Genomic DNA, 25,641 nt, shown 5'->3' with positions numbered 1-25,641 from the left:
ATGATGGCGAAGAGGCCACACCCGTTCCCATACCGAACACGGAAGTTAAGCTCTTCAGCGCCGATGGTAGTTGGGGGGTTCCCCCTGTGAGAGTAGGACGTCGCTAGGCAACAAAGAGGACCAGCCGCAAAGGCTGGTCTTTTTTTCGTATGCTGATGTGAAACAATACGTTGTGTAGTGGAACAAAACAGGGGAGATGGAACAATCACAAAAACCACATTCCCGGCAGTGGAACAAAAAAGTCAAAAAGTGAAACAATCTTTTTCAAAAATGAAACAAAAAAATGAAAAATGAAACAGTCACTTCAAAAAATGAAACAATTCCGGCCAGAAGCCTGCCCTGGGCTGAAGATGAACCTTCTGCAAATAAGCAACTCCCCGTAAAAGTCTCCTTTTTGCAGTAAATTGTCCGAAGCAGATAGCTGAAAACAAAAAGGCAGACTGCTTTGATGCTCTACCCACTCCAGCAGGTGTACCGGCACATTTTCTGGGCACTTGCATATTGTATCAAACAAAGCAGAATTTGAAGAAAAGTGTATACAAAATTGAAAATTGTTCAGACTAATGGTATGGAGGTGCATGAAAGATGGCAATTACAGCAACAGGCGCAAAGGTTTGTATTGTATGTGAGGATGCAAAAGAGACAGGAATCTATTTATACAATGGGTTCATTTGTGAAGAATGTGAGCGGAGCATGATCGAAACAGATACGAGTGATCCGAAATATCAATTTTATCTGAAGCAGCTGCGGAAGATCCAGCTGCCTGTCCAAACTCAATAGGCTGAAATGCCTATTATTTTTTTGCCTAAAGCTTATAATAAGGAGTAGAACATTGAAGATAAGGAAGAGAAGCATGAAGCAAACTGACACACCCCTATACGATGCCCTCACCCATTTCAGCATGAAAAGGCCGTATTCTTTTCATGTGCCTGGACATAAAAACGGAAGTGTTTTTATGGAAAAGGGAAAAATACATTTTCATAGCCTGCTAGAGATTGATGCTACAGAGCTGACCGGATTGGATGATTTGCATGATCCTTCCGGCTGCATTGCAGAAGCAGAAGAGCTGCTGGCAGGGCTGTACAGAAGCAAAAAGAGCTACCTTCTCGTGAATGGCTCCACTGTCGGCAACCTGGCCATGATTTTGGCTGTTTGCGGCGAGGGAGACCGCGTGCTGGTGCAAAGCAACTGCCATAAGTCCATCATGAACGGGCTGCAGCTTGCAGGAGCCCGTCCTATTTTTATTCAGGCTCAGGTCCATGAACAGGCCGGCGTTCCGGCTGGATTGGATGCACAAGCCGTCAGAGAGGCGCTTGTGGCGTATCCGGACATCAAGGCTGTGATTCTGACGCACCCCAACTATTATGGAATGGGGCAGGACCTGCAGGATATCATTACATATGCTCATAATCAAAATATGCCTGTCCTTGTGGATGAAGCGCACGGCGCCCATTTTTGTCTGGGGGATCCCTTTCCGCAATCAGCGCTTGCTTATGGTGCCGATGTGGTCGTCCAATCCGCCCATAAAACCTTGCCTGCCATGACAATGGGCTCTTATTTGCATCTCAACAGCAGCAGGGTACAGGAGAAGAAGCTATCCCGTTATCTGGCCATGCTGCAGTCAAGCAGTCCATCTTATCCCATCATGGCATCGTTGGATTTGGCACGTGCCTTTTTGGCACAGGTAAAGGAACACGGAACAGCAGAGCTTATGGCGTTCATTGCCGCCTTTCAGGAAGCATTGGCTGAAATTCCGCAAATCCAGGTTATCAGGGCGGAGCTGCAGGACCCATTAAAAATCGTGCTGCAATCCCGCTGTCCGCTGAACGGATATGAGCTGCAGACTGTTATGGAGCAGGCCAATATCTATGCGGAGCTGGCTGACCCCTATAATGTCCTGCTTATTTTGCCGCTGCAGAAGGATGAACGTCTTCTTGAGGCAGCAGCGATTTTGCGCGTGCAGCTGCAGAGCTATGAGGTGCAAAGAGAAGAGAGGCCAACCTATCCCGTCAGCTTCAGCACCCTGAAGGAGCCGCGCATGGGCTATAAGGAACTGGATCAATATAGTACAATGGTTGTACCCCTTTCAGCAGCAGAAGGATGTATTGCCGCGGAAGCCATCATACCGTATCCACCGGGAATTCCGCTGCTGATGAAGGGTGAGCAAATTCAACAGGAGCATGTGCAGCATATTCATGTGCTGCTTGAGAGCGGCGCCCGGTTTCAAGGGAGCGCCCATATAAGCCGGAAGGCAATTGAAGTGTATGATAGGAGGAAGGGGCAATAGTATGGCAGGAGTATTCATTACCATAGAGGGGCCTGAGGGTTCAGGAAAGTCCACTTTGATTCAGGAGCTGTCAGCCAGCCTGCAGGCAGCCGGGATGGAGGTAGTGACCACAAGGGAGCCTGGCGGGATTGCCATTGCAGAGAAAATCCGGTCCATTTTGCACGACCCGGCCCACACAGAAATGGAGGCCCGTACCGAGGCGCTCCTGTACGCAGCGGCAAGACGGCAGCATCTTGTGGAGAAGGTCATGCCGACCTTGAAACGGGGGGCACTGGTGCTCTGTGACCGTTTCATTGACAGTTCTCTTGCTTACCAAGGCTATGCAAGAGGATTGGGTGTAGACCATATCCTGCAGGTCAATCAATTTGCCGTTGAGGATTGCATGCCGGATGTCACGCTGTATCTGGACATAGAGCCGGAGGTTGGCCTGCAGCGCATCCATGCAGATGCGGGGCGGGAAGTGAACAGGCTGGACATGGAAAACCTGGCGTTCCACCAGAAGGTTCGGGAAGGCTACTTGCAGCTGGTCAATCGGTTTCAGGAGCGGATGGTGCTGATTGATGCAGCCCGCCCCATGGAAGAGGTTGCAGCAGATGCCTTGTCCATCCTGCAGGGAAAGCTGAAGGAATTGGAAGGCTGACACATGCACGAATCGTGAATAAAGTTTGGTATAATAGAGAGCGGGGGATTTGTTATGATACAGACCTGGGAGCAGCTTGTACAGATGCAGCCCATTGCAGTAAAAATGCTGACAAACAGCATTCGGAAAGAGCGCATATCCCACGCTTATTTATTAGAGGGACCAAAAGGGACGGGAAAGGCGGCTGTTGCCGTGCAGCTGGCGAAAAGCATGCTTTGTACAAGCCGTGCAGGCATCGAGCCGTGCCAGCACTGCAGTAATTGCCGAAGAATTGATTCCGGCAATCATCCCAACGTATATATGGTGAAGCCGGATGGCCTTTCGATTAAGAAGCAGCAAATCCAGGAGCTGCAGGGAGAGTTTTCGAAGACGGGTGTAGAGGCAAGCAGTAAAATCTATATTATTGAGCATGCGGACCGTATGACCACCACCGCAGCCAATACGCTGCTGAAATTCCTGGAGGAGCCGGGCGGACAGACAACAGCCGTGCTGCTGACAGAGCACAGCCATCAAATGCTGAACACCATCCTCTCAAGATGCCAGACGCTGACCTTCCGTCCTTTGCCAAAGGATGCACTGGTCCAACAGCTGCAGGGGGAAGGGGCCGGCCTGCATATGGCGGCGCTGGCAGCCCAATTGACAAACAATCTGGAGCAGGCGTTGGCATATTGCCATGAGGAATGGTTTGCACAAGCCCGCGATTTAGTGATAAAATTATATGAAGCATTAGGAAAGGACAAGTCCGCCCTTTTTTTCGTGCAGGAAAAGTGGGTCAAGCATTTTGCTGAGAAAGAGCAAATGCAGCTGGGCTTGGATATGCTTCTCATTTTATATAAGGATGTTCTATACGCACAGCTGGAAGAGAACCAGAATATTGTGTTTCAAGATCAGCTGCCCATCCTGCAATCCCTTTCGTATTCTCAAAGGCAAATATTATCGGTGCTTTCCAATATATTAGAAGCAAAAAACCGGATTCAAGCTAACGCGAATGTGACACTTACATTTGAGCAGTTAGTGTTGCGTCTGCAGGAGGGATAATAGCTTGTATGATGTAGTAGGAGTTCGTTTCAAAAAAGCCGGAAAAGTCTACTACTTCGACCCAAACCAACTCGACATCCCCGAGCAGGAATTTGTGATTGTAGAGACGGTGCGGGGAATCGAATATGGCAAAGTTGTTATGAATAAGAAGCAGGTGGACGAGAACGACGTTGTTCTGCCGCTGAAGAAGGTCATCCGCATTGCGAATGAGAATGACCGCAGCATTGTAGAGGAGAACAAGCGGGCAGCCCGTGAAGCCTATACAGTTTGTTCGCAGAAGGTGATCGATCACGAGCTGGATATGAAGCTTGTGGATGTAGAGTATACATTTGACCGCAATAAAGTCATTTTTTATTTCACAGCGGACGGCCGTGTTGATTTCCGTGAGCTGGTGAAGGACTTGGCTTCCATTTTCCGTACAAGAATTGAACTGCGCCAGATTGGTGTGAGAGATGAAGCAAAGATGCTCGGCGGAATTGGCCCGTGCGGCCGTATGCTTTGCTGTTCCACATTCCTGGGAGACTTTGAACCGGTGTCCATTAAGATGGCAAAGGATCAGAACTTATCCCTAAATCCTGCCAAGATTTCCGGGCTGTGCGGCAGGCTGATGTGCTGCTTGAAGTACGAGAACGATGAATATGAAGCAGCAAAGGAACAGCTTCCTGACTTGGACGAAAAGATTAAGACACCAAGTGGCCCAGGCCGGGTGGTTGGGTTGAACATCCTCGAGCGGCTCATTCAAGTGGAACTGATGAATAAAGAGCAAATTGTCGAGTATACACTGGACGAGCTGGTGAATGAAGGAGTCGTTTCAAGTCGAACCGCAGATTAATGGGGTGGATGTGTGTGGAGAAGAAAGATATTTTCACTGCCGTTTCGACCATGGAGGAGCAAATTGGCCATCTGTACAAGCAATTGGGAGAGATGAAGCAGCATCTTGCCGAATTGCTTGAAGAGAACCAGCATCTCAAAATGGAGAATCAAAACCTGCGGCAGCGCTTTGAAGAAGAGACAAGCAAGCCAAAGCTGAAGTCACGCAAGCAGAAGGAAAAGAAGGTTGCCACGGATATTGGCGAGGGCTACGATAACTTGGCCCGGCTGTATCAGGAAGGCTTCCACATCTGCAATCTTCATTATGGCAGCGTACGCAAGGAAGGGGACTGCTTATTCTGTCTGTCCTTCCTGAATAAGAAGTAAGCTTACCTTTCCGCCCGAACGGAAAGGTAATTTTTTGCGCATTTGACCTATACTAAAGAAAATAGAGTGCTGAGGTTAAGATATGGTGCAGTTATATGGTGATGAACGTTTAGACTATTTGCTGACAGAGGACATGCGGATTATCCAAAGTCCTTCTGTTTTTAACTTTTCGCTGGATGCGGTGCTGCTGGGGCACTTTGCCTGGGTCCCCATCCAAAAAGGAAATATTGTGGACCTTTGTACAGGAAATGCGGTTGTACCGTTGCTGTTAAGCAAGAAGACAAAGGGCAAGATCACGGGTGTGGAAATTCAGGAGCGGCTGTATGATATGGGACAGCGCAGTGTGGAGTACAATGGCCTGCAGGATCGGATTGAGCTGATTCACGGCGATCTCAAGGATATGCCGGAGCATTTCGGCCAGCATGCTTTTGAGGCATTGACCTGTAATCCGCCGTATTTCCAAACGCCGAAGGCATCGGAGAAAAATTTGAATGAGCATCTGGCCATTGCCCGGCATGAGATTTTCTGTACACTGGAGGATGTCATCCGTGTCAGTAGCCGCCTTGTTAAGCAAGGCGGAAAAGCGGCCTTTGTACACCGGCCAGAGCGCTTCCTTGATATTGTAACCCTGATGCGGGCATACCGGCTTGAGCCAAAGCGTGTGCAGTTTGTGTATCCGAAGGAAGGGAAGGAAGCAAATACGCTGCTGATTGAAGGGATTAAGGATGCGAATGCCGGCCTGAAGATTTTGCCGCCGCTTGTTGTGTATCAGGAGAACAATGAGTACACGGAAGAGATGCACCGTATCTTATATGGAGAGTAAGCATTTCTTTTATGTGGCAGAGTGCCGGGATGGCAGCTGGTATGCCGGCTATACAACAGATTTGGAGCGCCGTCTGGCAGCACACAATGCGGGAAAAGGCGCCCGCTACACCCGCAGCCGGCTGCCGGTTGCCATCATCTATGCGGAGGAGTTTCCGGATAAGCGCTCTGCCATGCAGGCAGAGTACCGGTTTAAGCAGTTGAAGCGAAAAGAGAAGGAAGAGTACATACAAAGAGGAGCAAATTATGTGGCAGCAAAAAAGCTTTCAGAATGAGGCAGCAGGAGCCCTGTATCTTGTGCCGACACCCATTGGCAACCTGGAGGATATGACCTATCGCGCCATCCGGATGCTGAAGGAAGTGGATCTCATTGCGGCAGAAGACACAAGGCAGACGAAAAAGCTGTGCAATTACTTCGAGATTGAAACACACGTCATCAGCTATCATGAGCATAATAAGGAAATAAGCGGCCAGAAGCTGCTGGCTTTGCTGGAGGAAGGAAAGAAGGTGGCGCTTGTCAGCGATGCAGGTATGCCTTGCATTTCAGATCCTGGCTATGAATTGGTGGCTGAAGCTGTACGGAAGCAGTATACCGTCATCCCGCTTCCAGGGGCGAATGCAGCCTTAACAGCGCTGATTGCTTCCGGTTTGCCGACAAAGCATTTCTATTTCTACGGCTTTTTACAGCGGCAGAAAAAGGATCGGCGTGAGGAATTGCAGAAGCTGAAATGCATACAGGATACATTGGTGTTCTATGAAGCACCGCATCGCTTAAAGGAAACCCTCAAGGCTATACAGGAGGAATGGGGCAACCGTTCTGTCGTTCTGTGTCGAGAACTGACTAAGAAATTCGAGGAATTTATCCGCGGGACGCTGTCGGAGGCAATTGAATGGACAGAAACAGACGAAGTCAGAGGCGAATTCTGCATTCTTGTTGAGGGAGCAACAGAGGCGGAAGCCACTGTACAGGAGAATTGGTGGAGCGGATTAACAGTGCTGGAGCACATCAGCTATTACATGTCTGAAAAACAGCTGTCCTCCAAGGAGGCTATCAAGCTGACCGCCAAGGACCGGAACCTGCCAAAGCGGGATGTCTACCAGGCCTATCATATCGAAGAATAAAGCAACGGCTGCACCGGTATCGGTACAGCCGTTATCTATATAATAAACCTTGCATATGGTTGTCTTGCTTTATTATGATGTTTGGGATATGAGGCTAAATTATTTGGAAGCAGCCAGATAGTTCTGCAATTCAGAAATGATTGCTTCAGCGCCTTCAGGGCTCAATACGATTTTGCCGCCGGCAAGGGACAGGTTGTTGTCAGATACTTCGCCAGTTACTTGGCAAGTCATGTTTGGCTTATACTTCTTCAAGATGATCTTGTCATCGTCCACGTAGATTTCCAAAGCATCCTTTTCTGCAATACCCAGTGTGCGGCGCAGCTCAATTGGAATTACCACGCGACCTAATTCATCAACCTTACGAACAATACCTGTAGACTTCATTTGTTTCTCCTCCTAATTAATTCTATACATATTAATATTATACTTGGATTCGTCAACATTCGACAAAAAAATCTATGTGTCTATCATACCAATCATTTACATTTACGTCAATTATCAAATTAGAAAAATTATTATTTTTTTATCATTGAAAAAATATACTTTTTTATCAGTATATATACCAGAATTGGTCTCGAAACAGCAAGAGTTATGAGAAATGTATATTTTTGGATCATAAAAGAAATAGCTGATAATATGCAAAAGAGAAAAGCGGACAATCTCGTTTTTAAGGTGTAGTTTTTGTTATACTGTGTGTATACATAAGAATGCTGGAGGTTTGAAGATGGCAGAGGAAAGAAAGAGCTTTTATATTACGACGCCGATTTATTATCCAAGCGGCAAGCTGCACATCGGTCATGCTTATACGACCGTTGCGGGTGATGCGATGGCGCGCTATAAGAGACTGAGAGGCTTTGACGTATACTATTTAACAGGAACAGATGAGCATGGGCAGAAGATCCAGAAGAAGGCGGATGAGCTTGGCACAACACCGCAGGCCTATGTAGATGACATTGTGGCAGGCATTAAAGAGCTCTGGGGTAAGATGGATATTTCCTATAATGACTTTATCCGCACGACAGAAGACCGCCACAAGGCTGTGGTTGAAAAGATTTTCCAGCAGCTGCTCGAGCAGGGTGATATTTATCTGGACGAATACGAAGGATGGTATTCTGTGCAGGATGAAACCTTCTATACAGAGCTGCAGCTGGTGGATCCTATTATGGAAAACGGAAAAGTTGTCGGCGGCAAAAGCCCGGACAGCGGCCACCCTGTAGAGCTGGTGCGCGAGGAGTCCTATTTCTTCCGGATGAGCAAATACGCAGACCGCCTGCTGCAGTATTATGAAGAGAATCCAGGCTTCATCCAGCCGGAGTCCCGTAAAAATGAGATGATTAATAACTTCATTAAACCGGGCTTGGAGGACTTGGCAGTATCCCGTACCTCCTTTGATTGGGGTATTAAGGTGCCAGGCAATCCAAAGCATGTTATCTATGTATGGATTGATGCCCTTTCCAACTATATTACAGCCCTTGGCTATGGAACAGAGCAGGATGAGAAATACCGCACCTATTGGCCGGCGGATGTGCACCTTGTCGGGAAAGAAATCGTGCGCTTCCATACCATTATCTGGCCGATTATCCTGATGGCATTGGATTTGCCGCTGCCAAAGAAGGTGTTTGCGCACGGCTGGATCCTGATGAAGGACGGCAAGATGAGCAAATCCAAAGGAAACGTCGTGGATCCGGTTACCCTCATTGACCGTTACGGCCTGGATGCGCTGCGTTACTACCTGCTGCGCGAGGTTCCGTTCGGAGCAGATGGCGTGTTCACGCCGGAGAGCTTCATTGAGCGGCTGAACTATGACTTGGCAAATGACCTCGGCAATCTGCTGAACCGTACAGTCGCCATGATTGAGAAGTACTTTGGCGGCACGATTCCTGCTTATAAGGAAAACGTGACAGCCTTCGATGCAGAGCTTGTCAGCTTCGCGAAGGAAACGCTGGAGCGGACAGAGCTGGCGCTGGAGGATATGGAATTCTCCGTTGCCCTGTCTACGATCTGGAATCTGGTAAGACGGGCAAACAAGTATATTGATGAAACACAGCCTTGGGCACTGGCAAAGAGCGAAGAGAATGCGGAGCAGCTGGCTTCCGTCATGGCGCATTTGGCAGAGGTACTGCGCCAGACAGCCATCATGCTGATGCCGTTCCTGACAGAAACGCCAGGAAAAATCCTGGGGCAGCTGGGCCTGGATGCTGATGAACTGCGTACTTGGGACAGCCTGTCCTCCTTTGGCTTCATTCCAGCGGGCACACAGGTGCTGAAGGGACAGCCAATCTTCCCGCGTCTGGATGTAGCAGAGGAAGTGGAGTACATTAAAGCAAAAATGCAGGGCACAGCACCGAAGCAAGAGGAGAAGAAAGTGGAAGAAGTAAAAGTAGAGCAAACAGCCGAGATTACCATTGATGATTTCTTTAAGACAGAGCTGCGTGTGGCAGAGGTGCTGCAGGTGGACCGTATTCCAAAAGCAGACAAATTGCTGAAGCTGCAGCTGGACCTTGGTGATGAGAAGCGCCAGGTTGTGTCAGGAATCGCAGAATTCTACACACCGGAGGAGCTTGTCGGCCAGAAAGTCATTTGTGTTACAAACCTGAAACCGGTGAAATTACGCGGTGAATTGTCTCAAGGTATGATTTTGGCAGGCAAGACAGACGGAAAGCTGTCTCTTGCCACGATTGATGCAGCAATTCCAAACGGGACAAGAATTAAGTAATTTCGACAGCATGGGAGATGTTTCACGTGTAACATACGTGCAGCATCTCTTTTTTTGTCGAAAATATACCTTGTCTACCATTTTTTGTAGCAGAACTGTAATGTAGTTGTTATTTTGCTGTTAGGAAAGTAATTTTTGGTTATGTTAGACTGAAACAAAGTAGAGGGGTTATAGCAGATGTTATTTGATACACACGCACATTTAAATGCGGAGCAATTTCAAGAGGATGCAGCAGAAGCCATTCAGCGGGCAAAGGAAGCCGGAGTCGAGTACATCGTGGTGGTGGGCTTTGATGAGGTGACCATTCCAAAAGCGCTGGAGCTGGCGGAAGCCTATGACTGCATCTATGCTGCGGTAGGCTGGCATCCAGTGGATGCGATTGACATGAAGGATGAGCATCTGCAATGGCTCGAAGAACTATCTTCTCATCCTAAGGTTGTCGCACTTGGTGAAATGGGACTCGATTATTACTGGGACAAATCACCGAAGGATGTGCAGCAGGAAGTATTCCGCAAACAGATTCGACTAGCTAAGAAAGTGAACCTCCCCATCATCATACATAATCGTGAAGCAACCAACGATATTGTCACTATTTTGCGGGAAGAGGATGCGGCGGCAGTTGGAGGGATTATGCACTGCTTTGGCGGCAGTGTGGAAACAGCCAGACAATGTATTGAAATGAACTTTCTCATTTCATTGGGCGGGCCTGTAACCTTCAAGAATGCCAAGAAGCCAAAGGAAGTAGCGGCCGAGATACCGCTTGAGCATCTTCTCATTGAAACAGATTGTCCGTATTTGGCACCGCACCCGTTCCGCGGCAAGCGGAATGAACCGAGCTACGTGAAGCTGGTGGCGGAGGAAATTGCCGCGTTGAAGGGCATTTCTTACGAAGAGGTGGCCAGACAGACAACCGAGAACGCTAAGAAGTTCTTTAGACTGTAACCATATCAGAACCGGAGCTGGCATAACAGCCGGCCCCGTTTCCATACAAGAAGCAGGCATGTCCTGTTCTTCTCAAACTGTTTCATTGTGTTACTATCTTCTTCTCCTATAAAAGCCAGATGTGATTCACCTACTAGAATGATAGGAAGAAGTGATAGCTAGTCAATCTTATCTCAACGAAGAAAAGGAGGGATCCTATCGTGATGTTATCCACGAGGAACCTATTATCGAGGTTAGGGACGAGTAAAAAACTAGCATTACAACTGTCAAGCGCATTGGTGATTTCAAGCTCAGTAGGAACAGCCGCTTACGCAGGAACGCAAGACGAAGTGACAATTGAAGTAGAGGGGAAGCAGCAGGTTGTCCATACGCATGCCGATACGGTGAAGGAATTGCTGGAAAAGCAGAATATTAAGCTGGTTTCCAAGGATAAGGTATCACCGGGATTAGACGCCAAGGTGAAGGATCATATGAAGATTATGATCGACAAGGCAGATCGTTTTGCCATCACAGTAGATGGGGAGAAGCAAGAGCTCCTTTCTACCGCCAAAACAGTAGATGAATTATTGAAAGAGCGTAATATCCAGTTGGGAGAACATGACGTTGTCAAGCCAGGCAGAGGCTCTGCGCTGAAGGGCGGAGAGAACATCACAGTAGAGCATGCCTTTATGGTCAGCTTAACTGTCGGCGGACAACAGCAGCAGGTTTGGTCAACTTCGATTACTGTCGCTGACCTTTTAAAGAAACAGCAGGTCGCCTTGAATGAGCTGGATAAGGTGCAGCCTTCATTAGAGACGATTGTGAAGAAGGATACTGCTGTTGCTGTGGTAAAAGTGGAAAAGGTCACCGATGTGGTGGAGGTTGATGTTCCGTTTGCCGAGGTGAAGAAGCAGGATCCGAACATGGATGCCGGCACACAGCAGGTGCTGCAGCAAGGGGAAGCCGGAAAGCTGCAGAGAACGTTTGAAGTGGTGAAGGAGAACGGTGCTGAGGTGTCCCGCACACTGCAGCAAGAGGTGAAGCTGAAGGAGAGCAAGGAGCGCATTGTGGCTGTCGGCACAAGAGCAGTGGCAAGCGCTGCGCCTGACTTATCCTCCCGCGGCGAGGGCAATGTGGTCAAAGAGTTTTATGTGGAGGCCACTTCCTACAGCCCGTATTGCGGCGGCTGCGAAGGCACAAGCGCAGGCGGATATAATTACAAGGCAAACCCGAATATGAAGCTGATTGCTGTAGACCCGCGCTTGATCCCGCTCGGTACGAAGGTATGGGTAGAGGGATATGGATATGCCGTTGCCGGTGATACAGGTGGAGCGATCAAAGGGTATCGGATTGATGTGCTGATGCCTACAGAAGCACAAGCATCTGCCTGGGGGCGGAAGCGGGTTAAAATTCGAATTTTAGGATAAGAAGGCCCTGCGGTTCTTTGGAAAGGAGCATCTGCTTCTTTTCGGAGAATCGTTTTTTTATTTGGCACCGTTCTTTTCTAAATTCCAAAAGAGCTGTAAATAATATATAGAAATGCACACTGTCTTTTTGATACAGTAGGAGAGATGGATTTTCGCGTGGAGGAACACATGAGAATTAAAGAAATTATCGTAGTAGAGGGAAAAGCTGATACAGTCGCCATTAAGCGGGCTGTTCAAGCAGATACAATTGAGACAAATGGCTCTGCTGTAAATAATGAAACGATTGAACGTATCCGGCTCGCGCAGGAAAAGCGCGGCGTCATTATTTTTACAGACCCGGATTATCCGGGGGAGCGCATCCGCCATATTGTCTCCCAGCGTGTGCCCGGCTGTAAGCATGCCTTCCTGTCCAAGGAAGAGGCGCTCGCGAAGCGGGATAAGGGTGTCGGCATTGAGCATGCCTCAGATGAATCCATCCGCCGCGCCCTGCAGGAAGTGAAGCAGGAGATGGAAGACTATGAAGGCGAAGTGTCCATGGCAGATCTATTGGAAGCGGGATTATTAGGCGGAAGCAAGGCTCAGCAGCGCCGGGACGCCCTTGGCAAGCTGCTGAAAATCGGCAGAACAAACGGAAAGCAACTGCACAAGCGGCTGCAAATGTTTCAAATTCCCAAGCAGGCTTTTGAAGCAGCATTGATGCAAGTATTGCAGGAGGAACAGAAATGAAGGATATTGCAACACCAAATCGGACGAAGGATATATTGGAACGGCATGGCTTTTCTTTCAAGAAGAGCCTTGGACAGAACTTCTTGATTGATACGAATGTCTTGAATCGCATTGTCGATTTTGCAGAGCTGGGGCCTGATACAGGCGCAATTGAGATCGGGCCGGGCATCGGGGCGCTGACGGAGCAATTGGCGAAGCGGGCACAGAAGGTAGTGGCATTTGAAATTGACCAGCGGCTGCTGCCGATTCTGGCAGATACGCTGGAGCCGTATGAGAATGTGAGTGTCATTCACAGTGATATTTTAAAAGCGGATGTACACGAGGCCATCCGGCAGGAGTTCCGGGAAGGGCAGGACATTATGGTGGTTGCGAATCTGCCTTATTATGTGACGACCCCGATTCTGTTTAAGTTGCTGGAAGACAAGCTCCCGATCCGCGGAATCGTGGCCATGATGCAGAAGGAAGTGGCTGACCGGCTGGCGGCTGCGCCAGGAACGAAGGAGTATGGGTCTTTATCCATTGCCATCCAGTACTATACGGAGGCAGAGACGGTCATGACAGTGCCGCGTACGGTGTTTGTGCCGCAGCCAAATGTGGATTCCGCTGTCATCCGGCTCTTGAAGCGTCCGCAGCCGCTCGTGCAGGTACAGGATGAGGCCTTCTTCTTTGAAGTGGTGCGTTCGAGCTTTGCGCAGCGCCGCAAAACACTCATCAATAATTTGAGCAATAACCTGGGCAGCCTCTCTCTGCCGAAGGAGCAGCTGGAGGGGATTCTCCAGGAGACCGGCATTGATCCGAAGCGCCGGGGCGAAACCCTCAGCATTGCTGAATTCGGCAAGCTCAGTGATGCGCTATATACCCATAAAAAGAATGGCTCCGTGTGAGCCGTTCTTTTTTCTGTTTGTCACTCTTTCCGTCCCTCCCTCATACGTTAAATACAGATAAAAAGCAAAGCCCTGTTCACATATGAGCTTGGAGGTAGGATGATGGAAGTAAAAGTTGGAGCTTTAGTGGAAAGGAAGTCCTATAAACGCGACCTTCTGTTTCGTGTGACAGAAATGAAAGAAGAAGGCAACGGGCGGATTGCCATCTTATCCGGTGAAGAATTCCGCCTTGTTGCCGATGCTCCTGTGAGTGACCTGGTTGTCGTAGACCAGCGTGAATATACAAGTCGGACCAAGCAGGAACGGGATAAATTAGAAAAGACATACCGGCTGTTTCAGCAGGACTATCATCTGATCCGGCAGCGGACTGATTACTATACCTCTGGTGGATATGCGACAGATGTGAACTATTTCCAAATGCCCGGCAAGGTGCTGCATCTGGATGGAGATCCCCTGTACTTAAAGAAATGTCTGGACCTGTATGAACGCATCGGGGTGCCTGTGCAAGGGGTGCATTGCAAGGAAACAGAGATGCCGGAAAAGGTGGCGGAGCTGCTCAGCCTGTATCGTCCGGATATTCTTGTTATTACCGGACATGATTCCTATACCCGCACAAAAGGGAAAGTGGATGACCTGAAGGCCTATCGCAACTCGCGCCACTTCATCCAGGCTGTGCGGGAAGCACGCAAGCTGTACCCGTCCTTGGATCAGCTTGTAATTTTTGCGGGAGCCTGCCAATCCCATTTCGAAGCCCTGATTCGGGCCGGAGCCAATTTTGCCAGCTCGCCGTCACGCATTAATATCCATGCATTGGATCCGGTGTATGTAGTCGCGAAAATCAGCTTCACGTCCTTTATGGAGCGGGTGAATGTGTGGGATGTTGTCCGCAATACCATTACAGGAGAACGGGGGCTTGGCGGCATTGAAACGAAAGGAATTTTACGTACCGGGCTGCCATTTCAATACTATGAAGACTGACAAGGAGCTGACTCGTAAAGGGCAACATGCACTTCACGGGTCAGCCTTTTTGTATGAATGAGACAAAATCGGATAAAAATACGGAAAACCGTACAGACTAATGATGTAGGTTTGGGTCTAATATGGGCAAAGCTTGTCGATTTTGAAACTAGGACAGCGAGGTGCGGCAAACAATGGCAAAGCGTTTAACTGAAATTAAGAGTGAATTGGATAATCAGCTTGGAAAACGCCTGATGCTGAAAGCAAACAGCGGCAGGAGGAAAACAATAGAGCGCTCCGGCTTTCTGGCGGAGACATATCCATCCGTGTTCGTTGTACAGCTTGACCAGCAGGAAAGCACATTTCAGCGTGTCTCATACAGCTACGCAGATATTTTGACAGAAACAGTAGAGCTGACCTTCTTTGATGAGCAAAACGGGGATATCGCCTGGGGCGGACAATAACCTGTAAGAGATTGCTACATATTCCCTGATATAAATGAGTTTTCCGTACTACATACTAAGGATGCTGCAGCTAAAAAGGAGGTTCCTGGCATTGAGCAGAAGAAGAGGCATCATGTCACAGCAATTTAAAGAAGAACTGGCGAAAGAACTTGGCTTCTATGATGTTGTAGAGCGTGAAGGATGGGGCGGTATTCGAGCGAAAGATGCGGGAAACATGGTGAAGCGTGCCATTGAAATTGCGGAACAGCGATTGGCACAGCAAAAACAATACTAACTTTCGGCTGCAGCGGGGGCTGACCAGGGGGACATTTCTTGTCTTCCGCGGTCTGCCCCTTTTTCCTTTTTTACATCATTTCCCGTATAATGATTGTATCTGTGCCAACATCGCGCCAGAGTCATTTTATGGTACAATAGACGGTAATAGATTGAGTACATAGAGTAGGTGAAGAGATTGAAGCTGCTAGTAAAAGCACCGGCAAAAATTAACTTATCCCTGGACGTGTTGGGGAAACGGAAGGACGGCTATCATGAGGTGCGCATGATCATGACAACCATTGACTTGGCCGACCATCTGGAGCTGACAGAGCTGGAAGAGGACCGCATCGAGATCATTTCCCATAACCGGTATGTTCCTGATGACCAGCGGAACCTGGCTTATCAAGCAGCAAAACTGTTAAAGGAGCGGTTTGGCATCCGAAAGGGTGTTTCCATTGCCATCGAGAAAACCATCCCGGTCGCGGCGGGCCTGGCAGGAGGCAGCAGTGATGCGGCAGCTACCTTGCGCGGGTTGAACAAGCTGTGGAAGCTGGGATTGCGAATCGAGGAGCTTGCGGAAATTGGGGCTGAAATTGGATCGGACGTTTCCTTCTGTGTCTATGGAGGCACAGCCATTGCGACAGGGCGCGGCGAGAAGATTGAGCACATTCCGGCTCCACCTCCTTGCTGGGTCATCCTGGCAAAGCCGAAGATTGGTGTATCTACGGCAGATGTATATCGGAATCTTCGTTTGGACCGTGTGGAGCATCCGGACGTGGACCAGATGGTGGATTGCATCTCCAACAAGGATTACAAGGGAATTTGTGACCATGTCGGAAATGTGCTGGAAAGTGTGACCTTCCGGATGCACCCGGAGGTCGAGCATATTAAAGAGCAGATGAAGCGGTTTGGCGCGGACGCCGTGCTGATGAGCGGGAGCGGGCCGACTGTATTCGGGCTGGTTCATTATGATTCCAGAATGCAGCGAATTTACAATGGCCTGAAGGGATTCTGTGAACAGGTATATGCAGTCCGTCTGCTGGGGGAACGAGAAAGGCTTGAATAAAGCCGTATGATAAGATATGATTCAGTTAGAATATTCGTGATTTAGGGGTGAGAGTGTGAAGATAAGACGGAGCACCAGACTGGTTGATATGACTTACTACCTATTGCAAAATCCTCGTCGGCTCGTTTCTCTCACTTTCTTCGCTGAACGGTATCAGTCAGCCAAGTCCTCCATCAGTGAGGACTTGGTCATTATCAAGCAAACGTTTGAACAGCAGGGCGTCGGCACGTTGCAGACCGTACCAGGAGCAGCAGGAGGAGTGAAGTACATTCCGTTTATGAGCAAGCCCGAAGCGGATGAAGTCATCGGAGAAATATGTCATATGCTTGAAAGCCCTGACCGTCTTTTGCCGGGCGGCTATCTGTATATGACAGACTTACTGAGTAACCCGCATTACATCAATGGCGCAGGACGTTTATTCGCCGCGATCTTCGCCCAGAAAGAGATCGATGTGGTGATGACCGTTGCCACGAAAGGCATTCCGCTTGCTTATGCTGTCGCGAATTACCTCGACGTTCCTGTTGTGATTGCGCGCAAGGACAGCCGGGTGACAGAGGGGCCTACGGTCAGCATTAACTATGTATCCGGGTCCACCAAACGGATCCAGACGATGACATTGGCCAAGCGAAGTCTGCGGGAAGGCTCCAATATCCTGATTATTGATGACTTTATGAAGGCCGGCGGAACAGTGCAGGGCATGATCAACATGGCTGAGGAATTCCGCGCCCATGTAGCGGGAATTGGCGTGTTGGTTGAGGATGAGAATATTGAAGAGCGTCTTGTAGAGGATTATGTATCCTTGGTCCGATTGTCCGGTGTAGATGTGAAAGAGAAGCGGATTCAAGTCGAGACGGGCAACTATTCTCTCCCGATTTTGCAGGAAGAAGCAATTGTAGAAGAGAATTCATTCTAAGAAAAGGAAAAGATAAAGCATGCATGCTTTGTCTTTTTTTATATCACAACAAGAAGGGAAGAAAGAACATGAAAGTTGTACATACGAATCAAGCACCACAGGCAATCGGCCCATACTCCCAAGGCATTATCGTCAATGGTATGTTCTACAGCTCCGGACAAATCCCGCTGACAGCAGAAGGACAGCTGGTGACAGGAGATGTCCAGGAGCAGACCCACCAAGTATTCCGCAATCTGCAGGCTGTTCTGGAGGCTGCGGGTGCGTCTCTGGAAACTGTCGTGAAAACAACGGTGTTCCTGAAGGATATGAATGATTTTGATGCGTTCAACGCAGTGTACGGCCAGTATTTCAACACTCATAAACCGGCGCGCTCCTGTGTGCAGGCAGCCAAGCTGCCAAAGGATGCAGCAGTCGAAATTGAGGTTGTGGCTCTTGTGGCAGACAGTCTGTAACAGTATGTTCCCTGTGCTTTCTCAAGAAATTTTTAACAGAAAAAGTTTTTGAAAATGAAGGAGAAAGCGGATTCCCAGCGAATTTATAACAGTATATCGCTGAATAGGAAAAAGGTGGTGAACACAGATGGAAGTGACTGACGTAAGATTACGCCGCGTTAACACAGAAGGCCGCATGAGAGCGATTGCCTCCATCACATTGGATCATGAGTTTGTTGTTCATGATATCCGGGTGATCGACGGCAATAACGGCTTGTTTGTTGCCATGCCAAGCAAGCGCACACCAGACGGGGAGTTCCGTGACATCGCGCATCCAATCAATTCCGGCACACGCGGGAAAATTCAGGATGCTGTTTTGGCAGAATATCACCGTTTAGGTGAAATCGAAGAAGTAGAATTTGAGGAAGCCGGCGCTTCCTAAAAATACGTACGAGAAGAGCTTCCTCAAGAGCCTGCAGCGTTCTTGGGAGAAGCTCTTCTTTTTTGCTTTGTAATGAGGGGGCGTATCCAGGCGCATAATAAAGAAGTGCATCCCCTATTCCTTAAAGGAGAAAAATGCCGCTTTCCATCCATTCAGACAAGATATAATGACATGAAGAGACAGACTGTGCGGCAAATGCTCCCATACATATAAGCAGGAAGAGAGAAAGTCTATACTTAGTAAAGAAAAGTTAGCAGAATCCATATAAATCAAGGGGAAGACTATGGTAAAATTTAAGTGTATGTCATTTCCTTGAATCAAGCTACGATTTGCGATAATATTCTTAATGGATAAATAGGTTACGATGGAGGGTTCATATGTCGAAACGATTTGCTGTAATCTTGGCAGCAGGGCAAGGAACCAGAATGAAGTCTAAGCTGTATAAGGTACTTCATCCTGTATGCGGAAAACCGATGGTACAGCATGTGGTGGACCAGGTGTCCCGGCTCGGACTGGAACAGATTGTCACAATTGTCGGCCACGGTGCTGATTTGGTTAAGCAGCAATTGGGAGAGCAAAGTGAGTTCGCACTGCAGGCAGAGCAGCTTGGAACAGCCCATGCCGTCGCGCAGGCAGCAGACCTGCTGGCGCAGCAGGAAGGCACAACGCTGGTCATTTGCGGGGATACACCGCTGATTACAACGGAAACAATGGCAGCCCTGCTGGAGCACCACGAAGCAACAGGAGCAAAAGCGACTGTATTAACTGGACGCATTGAAGATCCGACAGGCTATGGACGCATTGTTCGCGATAGTGAGGGACACGTTGCGAAAATTGTCGAACATAAAGATGCAAGCGAGCAGGAGCGTCAGATCCGGGAAATTAATACAGGCACCTACTGCTTTGATAACAAGGCGCTGTTTGCTTCTCTGCAGAAGGTTTCAAATGATAATGTGCAGGGAGAATACTACCTTCCGGATGTGATTGAAATTTTGAAGAAGGAAGGCCATATCGTTTCCGGCTATCAGACAGCCCAGTTCGAAGAGACTTTGGGTGTAAATGACAGGGTAGCCCTGTCACAAGCGGAAGCAATCATGAAAAAACGGATTAACCGTAAGCATATGGTGAACGGAGTAACAATCGTTGATCCGGAAAACACATACATTTCTGCTGATGCTGTGATTGGAAGCGATACTGTCATTTATCCAGGCACCATGCTGGAGGGGGCAGTCACAATCGGATCTGACTGTGTGATCGGCCCTCATACGGTGATAAAGGATAGTGAAATTGGCAGCAAGACAGTCATCCGCCAGTCCACTGTACATGACAGCACAATTGGCGACGATGCGGCTGTTGGCCCATTCGCCCATATCCGCCCGGATTCTGTGCTGGGCAATGAAGTCCGTGTCGGCAACTTCGTGGAAATTAAGAAATCTGTATTCGGCAATGGCAGCAAGGCCTCCCATCTCAGCTATGTCGGCGATGCGGAAATCGGGGCAAAGGTGAATTTGGGCTGCGGCTCCATTACGGTGAACTATGATGGCAAGAATAAGTTCAAAACAATTGTAGAAGACGGTGCCTTCATCGGCTGTAACTCCAACTTGGTTGCACCGGTCAAGGTAGGCGAAGGCGCTTATGTGGCGGCCGGGTCTACGATCACTGAGGACGTGCCGGCAAATGCTTTGTCTATTGCCCGCGCCAGACAGACGACAAAAGAGAACTACGTCGAGAATATGATGAACAAGAAAAATTCATAATGTGGAGGACTTATCTAGATGCCATATCAATATCAAAATTCTAATCTGAAGCTCTTTTCGTTAAATTCCAATACGCCTTTGGCAGAAGAAATTGCCAAGCATATTGGTGTAGAACTGGGAAAATGTTCTGTTACGCGCTTTAGCGATGGTGAAATCCAAATCAATATTGAAGAGAGCATCCGCGGATGTGAAGTATATGTGATTCAATCTACAAGCTATCCGGTAAATGAGCATATCATGGAGCTGCTGATTATGATTGACGCATTGAAGCGTGCTTCCGCCAAGACCGTGAATATCGTCATTCCTTACTATGGCTATGCGCGCCAGGACCGCAAAGCGCGTGCGCGTGAGCCAATCACAGCAAAGCTGTTTGCGAACCTGCTTGAAACTGCCGGCGCAACCCGTGTAATCACACTGGACCTCCACGCTCCGCAAATTCAAGGCTTCTTCGATATTCCAATCGACCATCTGATGGGAGTGCCAATCTTGGCGGACTACTTCAAGCAGAAGGAATTGAAGGATATCGTAATCGTGTCTCCGGACCACGGCGGCGTAACACGCGCAAGAAAGATGGCAGACCGCCTGAAGGCACCGATTGCGATCATTGATAAGCGCCGTCCGCGTCCGAACGTGGCTGAGGTAATGAACATTGTCGGTAACATCGAAGGCAAGACAGCCATCCTGATCGACGATATCATTGATACTGCTGGAACTATTACGCTGGCAGCAAATGCCCTGATTGAAAATGGGGCAGCTGAAGTGTATGCGTGCTGTACACATCCGGTTCTGTCCGGGCCGGCCATTGAGCGCATCCAGAACTCCAATATTAAAGAGCTGGTTGTCACAAACTCCATTACCTTGCCGGAGGAAAAGAAAATCAGCAAGATTAGAGAATTGTCTGTTGCTGCCCTCATGGGAGAAGCAATTATCCGTGTATACGAAGAAGTATCTGTAAGCACACTGTTTGATTGATTTTGGCAGCCGAAAGACGTAACCGCAGCAAGGTTACGTCTTTTCGCATACTGTATTAGAGTGAGGGGTGCAGCAGGATGAAGCTGATCGTGGGTCTTGGAAACCCGGGAAGAGAGTATGAATATACCAGACATAATATTGGTTTCTTAGTCATTGATGAATTGTCCAAGCGTTGGAATATTCCTTTGAATCAGCAGAAATTTAAAGGAATATTTGGTGCCGGTGTCGTAAATGGGGAGAAGGTTATTTTATTGAAGCCGCTTACCTATATGAATCTGTCCGGCGAGAGCATTCGCCCGCTGATGGAATATTATAAGGTGGATATCGAGGATTTTACAGTGATGTACGATGACCTGGACCTGCCGGCTGGAAGGCTTCGCCTGCGGACAAAGGGAAGTGCGGGCGGCCATAATGGGATCAAATCAACAATTGCCCATCTTGGAACGCAAGAATTCAACCGCATCCGCATCGGCATTGACCGTCCGAAGAATGGAATGCCTGTACATGCCTATGTCTTGGGCAAGTTCACCCCGGAGGAGGAGCCGGATGTGCAGCAGGCCATCCGAAAGAGCGCGGATGCCTGCGAGATGTGGCTCAAGCAGCCGTTCCTGCAGGTGATGAACAGCTTTAACGGACAATAAGCATAAGAATAAAAGCCTCCTGTTCCACCCATACTAGTAGTAATTGCGAAGGATTCAGGAGGACACTATGAATACGCATTACTACTGCCGCCATTGCGGGTGCAAGATCGGTTCTGTCGAACAGGAAACGCACCAGTCTATTTTAGCGCATCTGACCCAGGAAGAAATGATCCAGATGACCCATTTTAATGAGGATGGGGATTTGCACGTACAAGCCATTTGTGAGTCTTGTGAAGAAGCTTTGCAGCAGAATCCCCAATATCATGAATACGAAAACTTTCTTCAGTAGCTTTGGCTCAGCCCAAAGCATTTTTCTGTTTGCATATTGCTAAGCATACTGCTAGCCGCTTGCTCTTTTAGTTGAGAGGAGTTTACCAATGAATGGATTACTAGAATACTTTTATGAAAATAAGGAAATCAGTTCTGTTTTAAACGGGCTGCGGGATGGACTGAAGGAGCAGCTTGCGTCCGGCATGTCCGCCTCGGCGAGATCTCTGTTGACAGCAGCTGTCCATCAAAGGCTGAAACGGCCCCAGCTGATTGTGACGCATAATCTGTTTCAGGCGCAAAAGGTATATGAGGATCTGGTTTCCCTTGTGGGAGAGAAGGATGTATGGCTGTATCCGGTCAATGAACTGATTGCTTCGGAAATCGGCATTGCCAGCCCGGAACTGAAGGCACAGCGGATTGAGGTGCTGAATCATCTGACCCATCATCAATCCGGCATCATTGTCACGCCGGTTGCCGGATTGCGCCGGTTCCTGCCTTCGAAGGAGCTGTGGGCGAAGCAGCAGCTGGAGCTGCGCATGGGGGACGATGTAGACCTGGAGGATCTGGCGCATCGGCTTGTGCGGATGGGATATGAACGGAAATCCATGGTGGAGGCGCCAGGGGATTTTAGCATTCGCGGCGGTATTTTGGACATCTACCCGCTGACAGAGGCATTTCCGCTCCGGATCGAATTCTTCGATACAGAGATTGATTCCATCCGCCGGTTCAGCATTGAGGACCAGCGCTCGCAGGAAAAGGTGGAGTCAGTTTCCTTCGGCCCGGCAGCTGAGTTTATCTTTACCCAGGAAGAGCGGCAGACCGGCATCCGCAATCTGGAGGAAGCATTGTCCCAAACCTTGAAGAAGGTGAAGGATGAGGGACTGAAGCAGCAGCTGATGGAAAATATCAGCCAAGAGCTGGAGCGGCTGAGAAACGGCGGGATGATTGAGCAGGTATTTAAGTACTTGTCCTTATTCTATGAGTACCCTGCTAGTCTGATAGACTATTTGCCCGAGCACGGTGTGGTTGTATTGGATGAAATCTCCCGGGTGCAGGAAACAGCTGAGCATCTGGAGAGAGAGGAAGCGGAATGGTATACAGCGTTGCTTGGCGACGGCTCTATCGTGCAGGGGCTCAGCTTCTCGCATGATTTTGCCAGACTGGTGCAGCAGAAGAAGCGCAGCTTCTTGTATTTCACCCTGTTCCTGCGCCATATTCCGCACACGCATCCGCAGAATATCGTGAATGTTTCCTGTAAAACCATGCAGGACTTCCACGGACAGATGAGTCTATTTAAATCTGAGCTGGAGCGCTGGCAGAAGAGCCGGTTCACCGTTGTCATCCTTGGCGCCAATGAGGAGCGGACGAAGAAGCTGTCCCACATTCTGAGCGACTATGACATTGAAGCCGACATTGTCAGCGGGACGGATATGCTGATGCCGGGCCGGATTCAAATTGTCGAAGGCGATCTGCATGCCGGCTTTGAAATGCCAATGCAGAAGCTGGCGGTCATCACGGAGAAGGAAATGTTCAATAAGAAGGTCAAGAAGCCGCAGCGCCGCCAGAAGATTTCGAATGCGGAACGAATCAAGAGCTACTCTGAACTGAAGGTCGGCGATTATGTTGTCCACGTCAACCACGGAATCGGAAAATTCTTGGGCATTGAGACACTGGTCATCAATGGAGTGCATAAGGATTATCTCCACCTGAAATATCAGGGCAACGATAAGCTGTATGTGCCGATTGACCAAATTGACCAGGTGCAGAAATATGTGGGCTCTGAAGGAAAAGAGCCAAAGATTTATAAGCTGGGCGGAAATGACTGGAAGCGCGTCAAGAGCAAGGTGGAGAAATCCGTCCAAAATATTGCGGATGACCTCATCAAGCTGTATGCCGAGCGCGAAGCTGCCAAGGGCTACGCATTTTCTCCGGATGCAAGCGAGCAGCAGGATTTTGAGGGCTCCTTCCCCTATCAGGAAACAGAGGACCAGCTGCGCTCGATTGTGGAGATCAAGAAGGATATGGAGCGCTCCCGCCCGATGGACCGTCTTCTGTGCGGCGACGTGGGCTATGGCAAGACGGAGGTGGCAATTCGTGCGGCCTTCAAGGCCATTATGGATCAGAAGCAGGTGGCTATTCTTGTGCCAACCACCATCCTGGCACAGCAGCATTATGAAACCATCCGTGAGCGCTTTCAGGATTATCCGATTAACATCGGCCTGTTGAGCCGTTTCCGTTCCCGCAAGCAGCAGACAGAAACGATGAAGGGACTGAAGGACGGCTCCATTGATGTCGTCATCGGCACGCATCGCCTGCTGTCGAAGGATATTATTTTCAAGGACTTGGGCCTGCTTATTATCGACGAAGAGCAGCGCTTTGGTGTAACCCATAAAGAGAAAATTAAGCAAATGAAAACGAACATAGATGTTCTCACGCTGACAGCGACACCGATTCCGCGCACGCTGCATATGTCCATGCTCGGGGTGCGTGATTTGTCTGTCATTGAAACACCGCCGGAGAACCGTTTCCCGGTGCAGACATATGTGGTGGAGTATAATGGCTCCTTGATCCGGGAAGCTGTGGAGCGCGAGCTGGCCCGCGGCGGCCAGGTGTATTTCCTGTACAACCGGGTGGAGGATATCGAGCGCAAGGCTGAGGAAATTTCCATGCTGGTGCCGGATGCGCGTGTGACCTTCGCACACGGAAAAATGAACGAGAGTGAGCTGGAATCTGTCATGCTGGCATTCCTGGAAGGGCAGTATGATGTATTGGTCAGCACCACCATTATTGAAACAGGTGTCGATATTCCAAACGTGAATACCCTGATTGTGCATGACGCAGACCGCATGGGCTTGTCCCAGCTGTATCAGCTGCGCGGGCGTGTCGGGCGCTCCAACAGGGTCGCCTATGCCTACTTCACCTACAAGAAGGACAAAGTGCTGTCTGAGGTGGCGGAGAAGCGCCTGCAGGCCATCAAAGAATTTACTGAGCTTGGCTCCGGCTTTAAAATCGCCATGCGCGATTTGTCCATCCGCGGCGCCGGCAACCTGCTGGGGGCCGAGCAGCACGGCTTTATCGACTCTGTCGGATTTGATTTGTACTCCCAGATGCTGAAGGAGGCCATCGAGCAGCGGAAGGGCACGCTGCCGGAGGATCGGCAGGCTGAGGTGGAGATTGACCTGGAAGTGGATGCCTATATCCCGGATGAGTATATCTCTGACAGCAAGCAGAAAATCACGATGTATAAGCATTTCCGCGGCATCTCCGCACTTGAGGATGTGGAGGGGCTGCAGGAGGAAATGACCGACCGCTTTGGCGATTACCCGCAGGAGGTTGGGTATCTGCTGCAGATTGCGAATATTAAGGTGCTTGCCTTTGGCGAGAAGGTGGAGAGCATCAAGCAGCTGAAGCAGGAGGTCACCATTCTGTTCTCAGAGAAGGCGAGCCAGAATATCGACGGCGGCAAGCTCTTTATGCTGACCAACAGCTTCGGGCGCATGATGCGTCTTGGCATGGAAGGCTCCAGGCTGAAAATTGTAATGGAAGTAAAAGGAATTGAGCCATCCAAGTGGCTCACCATGATGGAAAACCTCTTGAAGGGACTGCCGGATGCGAAGAAGCAAGCGGTGAATGCCTGAAGATAAATTGCGATTCGATGTGCATAGAACAATGGATGTGAACAATACTATGCTT

Annotated in this window: 27 protein-coding genes and 1 rRNA gene; 27 read left to right on the top strand and 1 reads right to left on the bottom strand. The window is 49.1% G+C overall.

Features of this window, described 5'->3' with window-relative positions; translation table 11 throughout:
- The 10 genes from rrf to rsmI all read left to right on the top strand — a co-directional run.
- Positions 1 to 109 (top strand): 5S ribosomal RNA (gene rrf, locus NK662_RS22025); the annotation flags it as partial.
- Between the two features lie 476 nt (positions 110 to 585).
- Positions 586 to 780, top strand: coding sequence for a sigma factor G inhibitor Gin (locus NK662_RS22020; protein WP_254761130.1), 195 nt, complete (start codon positions 586 to 588; stop codon positions 778 to 780).
- A 73-nt stretch (positions 781 to 853) separates the two neighbouring features.
- Entirely contained in the window at positions 854 to 2,287 is a 1,434-nt protein-coding gene (locus tag NK662_RS22015) for an aminotransferase class I/II-fold pyridoxal phosphate-dependent enzyme (protein ID WP_254761129.1), read from the top strand.
- Position 2,288: 1 nt separating this feature from the next.
- Positions 2,289 to 2,927 (top strand): dTMP kinase, encoded by a 639-nt coding sequence (tmk, locus tag NK662_RS22010; protein WP_254761128.1) that lies wholly within the window; start codon positions 2,289 to 2,291, stop codon positions 2,925 to 2,927.
- Between the two features lie 54 nt (positions 2,928 to 2,981).
- On the top strand, positions 2,982 to 3,965 hold the full coding sequence (holB, locus tag NK662_RS22005) for a DNA polymerase III subunit delta' (protein WP_254761127.1): 984 nt from the start codon (positions 2,982 to 2,984) through the stop codon (positions 3,963 to 3,965).
- 4 nt (positions 3,966 to 3,969) lie between these two features.
- Positions 3,970 to 4,797, top strand: a complete 828-nt coding sequence (locus NK662_RS22000; protein ID WP_254761126.1) for a PSP1 domain-containing protein — start codon at positions 3,970 to 3,972, stop codon at positions 4,795 to 4,797.
- A gap of 14 nt (positions 4,798 to 4,811) precedes the next feature.
- Positions 4,812 to 5,162 (top strand): DNA replication initiation control protein YabA, encoded by a 351-nt coding sequence (yabA, locus tag NK662_RS21995; RefSeq protein WP_254761125.1) that lies wholly within the window; start codon positions 4,812 to 4,814, stop codon positions 5,160 to 5,162.
- Between the two features lie 85 nt (positions 5,163 to 5,247).
- A complete protein-coding gene (locus NK662_RS21990) occupies positions 5,248 to 5,985 on the top strand; it encodes a tRNA1(Val) (adenine(37)-N6)-methyltransferase (RefSeq protein WP_254761133.1) in 738 nt (245 codons plus the stop codon).
- Complete coding sequence (locus NK662_RS21985; RefSeq protein WP_254761124.1) at positions 5,975 to 6,259, top strand: GIY-YIG nuclease family protein; 285 nt, start codon at positions 5,975 to 5,977, stop codon at positions 6,257 to 6,259. The genes NK662_RS21990 and NK662_RS21985 overlap by 11 nt, the downstream gene beginning before the upstream one ends.
- Positions 6,231 to 7,106: a 16S rRNA (cytidine(1402)-2'-O)-methyltransferase gene (rsmI, locus tag NK662_RS21980; RefSeq protein WP_254761123.1), complete on the top strand. Its 876-nt coding sequence runs from the start codon at positions 6,231 to 6,233 to the stop codon at positions 7,104 to 7,106. The genes NK662_RS21985 and rsmI overlap by 29 nt, the downstream gene beginning before the upstream one ends.
- A gap of 99 nt (positions 7,107 to 7,205) precedes the next feature.
- On the opposite strand, the gene abrB is transcribed toward rsmI, so the two are convergent.
- The gene (gene abrB / locus NK662_RS21975; RefSeq protein WP_254761122.1) at positions 7,206 to 7,490 is read right to left on the bottom strand and encodes a transition state genes transcriptional regulator AbrB; all 285 of its coding nucleotides are present in this window, start codon (positions 7,488 to 7,490) and stop codon (positions 7,206 to 7,208) included.
- 340 nt (positions 7,491 to 7,830) lie between these two features.
- Between abrB and metG the strand changes: the two genes are divergently transcribed.
- The 17 genes from metG to mfd all read left to right on the top strand — a co-directional run bounded on the left by metG (position 7,831) and on the right by mfd (position 25,586).
- Positions 7,831 to 9,822, top strand: a complete 1,992-nt coding sequence (gene metG, locus NK662_RS21970) for a methionine--tRNA ligase (RefSeq protein WP_254761121.1) — start codon at positions 7,831 to 7,833, stop codon at positions 9,820 to 9,822.
- A gap of 177 nt (positions 9,823 to 9,999) precedes the next feature.
- The gene (locus NK662_RS21965) at positions 10,000 to 10,764 is read left to right on the top strand and encodes a TatD family hydrolase (RefSeq protein ID WP_254761120.1); all 765 of its coding nucleotides are present in this window, start codon (positions 10,000 to 10,002) and stop codon (positions 10,762 to 10,764) included.
- Positions 10,765 to 11,093: 329 nt separating this feature from the next.
- The gene (locus NK662_RS21960) at positions 11,094 to 12,170 is read left to right on the top strand and encodes a G5 and 3D domain-containing protein (protein ID WP_254761119.1); all 1,077 of its coding nucleotides are present in this window, start codon (positions 11,094 to 11,096) and stop codon (positions 12,168 to 12,170) included.
- A gap of 168 nt (positions 12,171 to 12,338) precedes the next feature.
- Positions 12,339 to 12,896: a ribonuclease M5 gene (rnmV, locus tag NK662_RS21955; protein WP_254761118.1), complete on the top strand. Its 558-nt coding sequence runs from the start codon at positions 12,339 to 12,341 to the stop codon at positions 12,894 to 12,896.
- Entirely contained in the window at positions 12,893 to 13,780 is an 888-nt protein-coding gene (rsmA, locus tag NK662_RS21950; RefSeq protein ID WP_254761117.1) for a 16S rRNA (adenine(1518)-N(6)/adenine(1519)-N(6))-dimethyltransferase RsmA, read from the top strand. Before rnmV ends, rsmA begins: the two co-directional genes overlap by 4 nt.
- Before the next feature lie 102 nt (positions 13,781 to 13,882).
- Positions 13,883 to 14,758 carry a sporulation peptidase YabG gene (gene yabG / locus NK662_RS21945; RefSeq protein WP_254761116.1) on the top strand — a complete coding sequence of 292 codons (876 nt, stop codon included), beginning with the start codon at positions 13,883 to 13,885 and terminating at the stop codon, positions 14,756 to 14,758.
- Between the two features lie 173 nt (positions 14,759 to 14,931).
- Entirely contained in the window at positions 14,932 to 15,201 is a 270-nt protein-coding gene (veg, locus tag NK662_RS21940; protein WP_254761115.1) for a biofilm formation stimulator Veg, read from the top strand.
- A 91-nt stretch (positions 15,202 to 15,292) separates the two neighbouring features.
- Positions 15,293 to 15,475: a small, acid-soluble spore protein, alpha/beta type gene (locus NK662_RS21935; RefSeq protein ID WP_254761114.1), complete on the top strand. Its 183-nt coding sequence runs from the start codon at positions 15,293 to 15,295 to the stop codon at positions 15,473 to 15,475.
- 177 nt (positions 15,476 to 15,652) lie between these two features.
- Positions 15,653 to 16,522: a 4-(cytidine 5'-diphospho)-2-C-methyl-D-erythritol kinase gene (gene ispE / locus NK662_RS21930; protein WP_254761113.1), complete on the top strand. Its 870-nt coding sequence runs from the start codon at positions 15,653 to 15,655 to the stop codon at positions 16,520 to 16,522.
- Between the two features lie 55 nt (positions 16,523 to 16,577).
- Positions 16,578 to 17,435, top strand: coding sequence for a pur operon repressor (purR, locus tag NK662_RS21925; RefSeq protein ID WP_254761112.1), 858 nt, complete (start codon positions 16,578 to 16,580; stop codon positions 17,433 to 17,435).
- Positions 17,436 to 17,503: 68 nt separating this feature from the next.
- A complete protein-coding gene (locus NK662_RS21920; RefSeq protein WP_254761111.1) occupies positions 17,504 to 17,887 on the top strand; it encodes a RidA family protein in 384 nt (127 codons plus the stop codon).
- A 127-nt stretch (positions 17,888 to 18,014) separates the two neighbouring features.
- Positions 18,015 to 18,308, top strand: a complete 294-nt coding sequence (gene spoVG / locus NK662_RS21915; RefSeq protein WP_254761110.1) for a septation regulator SpoVG — start codon at positions 18,015 to 18,017, stop codon at positions 18,306 to 18,308.
- 377 nt (positions 18,309 to 18,685) lie between these two features.
- Positions 18,686 to 20,065 (top strand): bifunctional UDP-N-acetylglucosamine diphosphorylase/glucosamine-1-phosphate N-acetyltransferase GlmU, encoded by a 1,380-nt coding sequence (gene glmU, locus NK662_RS21910; RefSeq protein ID WP_254761109.1) that lies wholly within the window; start codon positions 18,686 to 18,688, stop codon positions 20,063 to 20,065.
- An 18-nt stretch (positions 20,066 to 20,083) separates the two neighbouring features.
- Positions 20,084 to 21,037, top strand: coding sequence for a ribose-phosphate diphosphokinase (locus NK662_RS21905; protein WP_254761108.1), 954 nt, complete (start codon positions 20,084 to 20,086; stop codon positions 21,035 to 21,037).
- 77 nt (positions 21,038 to 21,114) lie between these two features.
- Complete coding sequence (pth, locus tag NK662_RS21900) at positions 21,115 to 21,678, top strand: aminoacyl-tRNA hydrolase (RefSeq protein WP_254761107.1); 564 nt, start codon at positions 21,115 to 21,117, stop codon at positions 21,676 to 21,678.
- 67 nt (positions 21,679 to 21,745) lie between these two features.
- Positions 21,746 to 21,967 (top strand): anti-sigma-F factor Fin, encoded by a 222-nt coding sequence (locus NK662_RS21895; protein WP_254761106.1) that lies wholly within the window; start codon positions 21,746 to 21,748, stop codon positions 21,965 to 21,967.
- Between the two features lie 88 nt (positions 21,968 to 22,055).
- Positions 22,056 to 25,586: a transcription-repair coupling factor gene (gene mfd, locus NK662_RS21890; RefSeq protein ID WP_254761105.1), complete on the top strand. Its 3,531-nt coding sequence runs from the start codon at positions 22,056 to 22,058 to the stop codon at positions 25,584 to 25,586.
- The last annotated feature ends 55 nt before the right edge of the window (positions 25,587 to 25,641 follow it).

The sequence above is a fragment of the Ectobacillus ponti genome (assembly GCF_024294785.1).
Taxonomy (GTDB): Bacteria; Bacillota; Bacilli; order Bacillales; family Bacillaceae_G; genus Ectobacillus; species Ectobacillus ponti.
The sequence above is the reverse complement of the archived record's forward strand: the minus strand, read 5'-3'. Positions and strand labels throughout refer to the sequence as shown.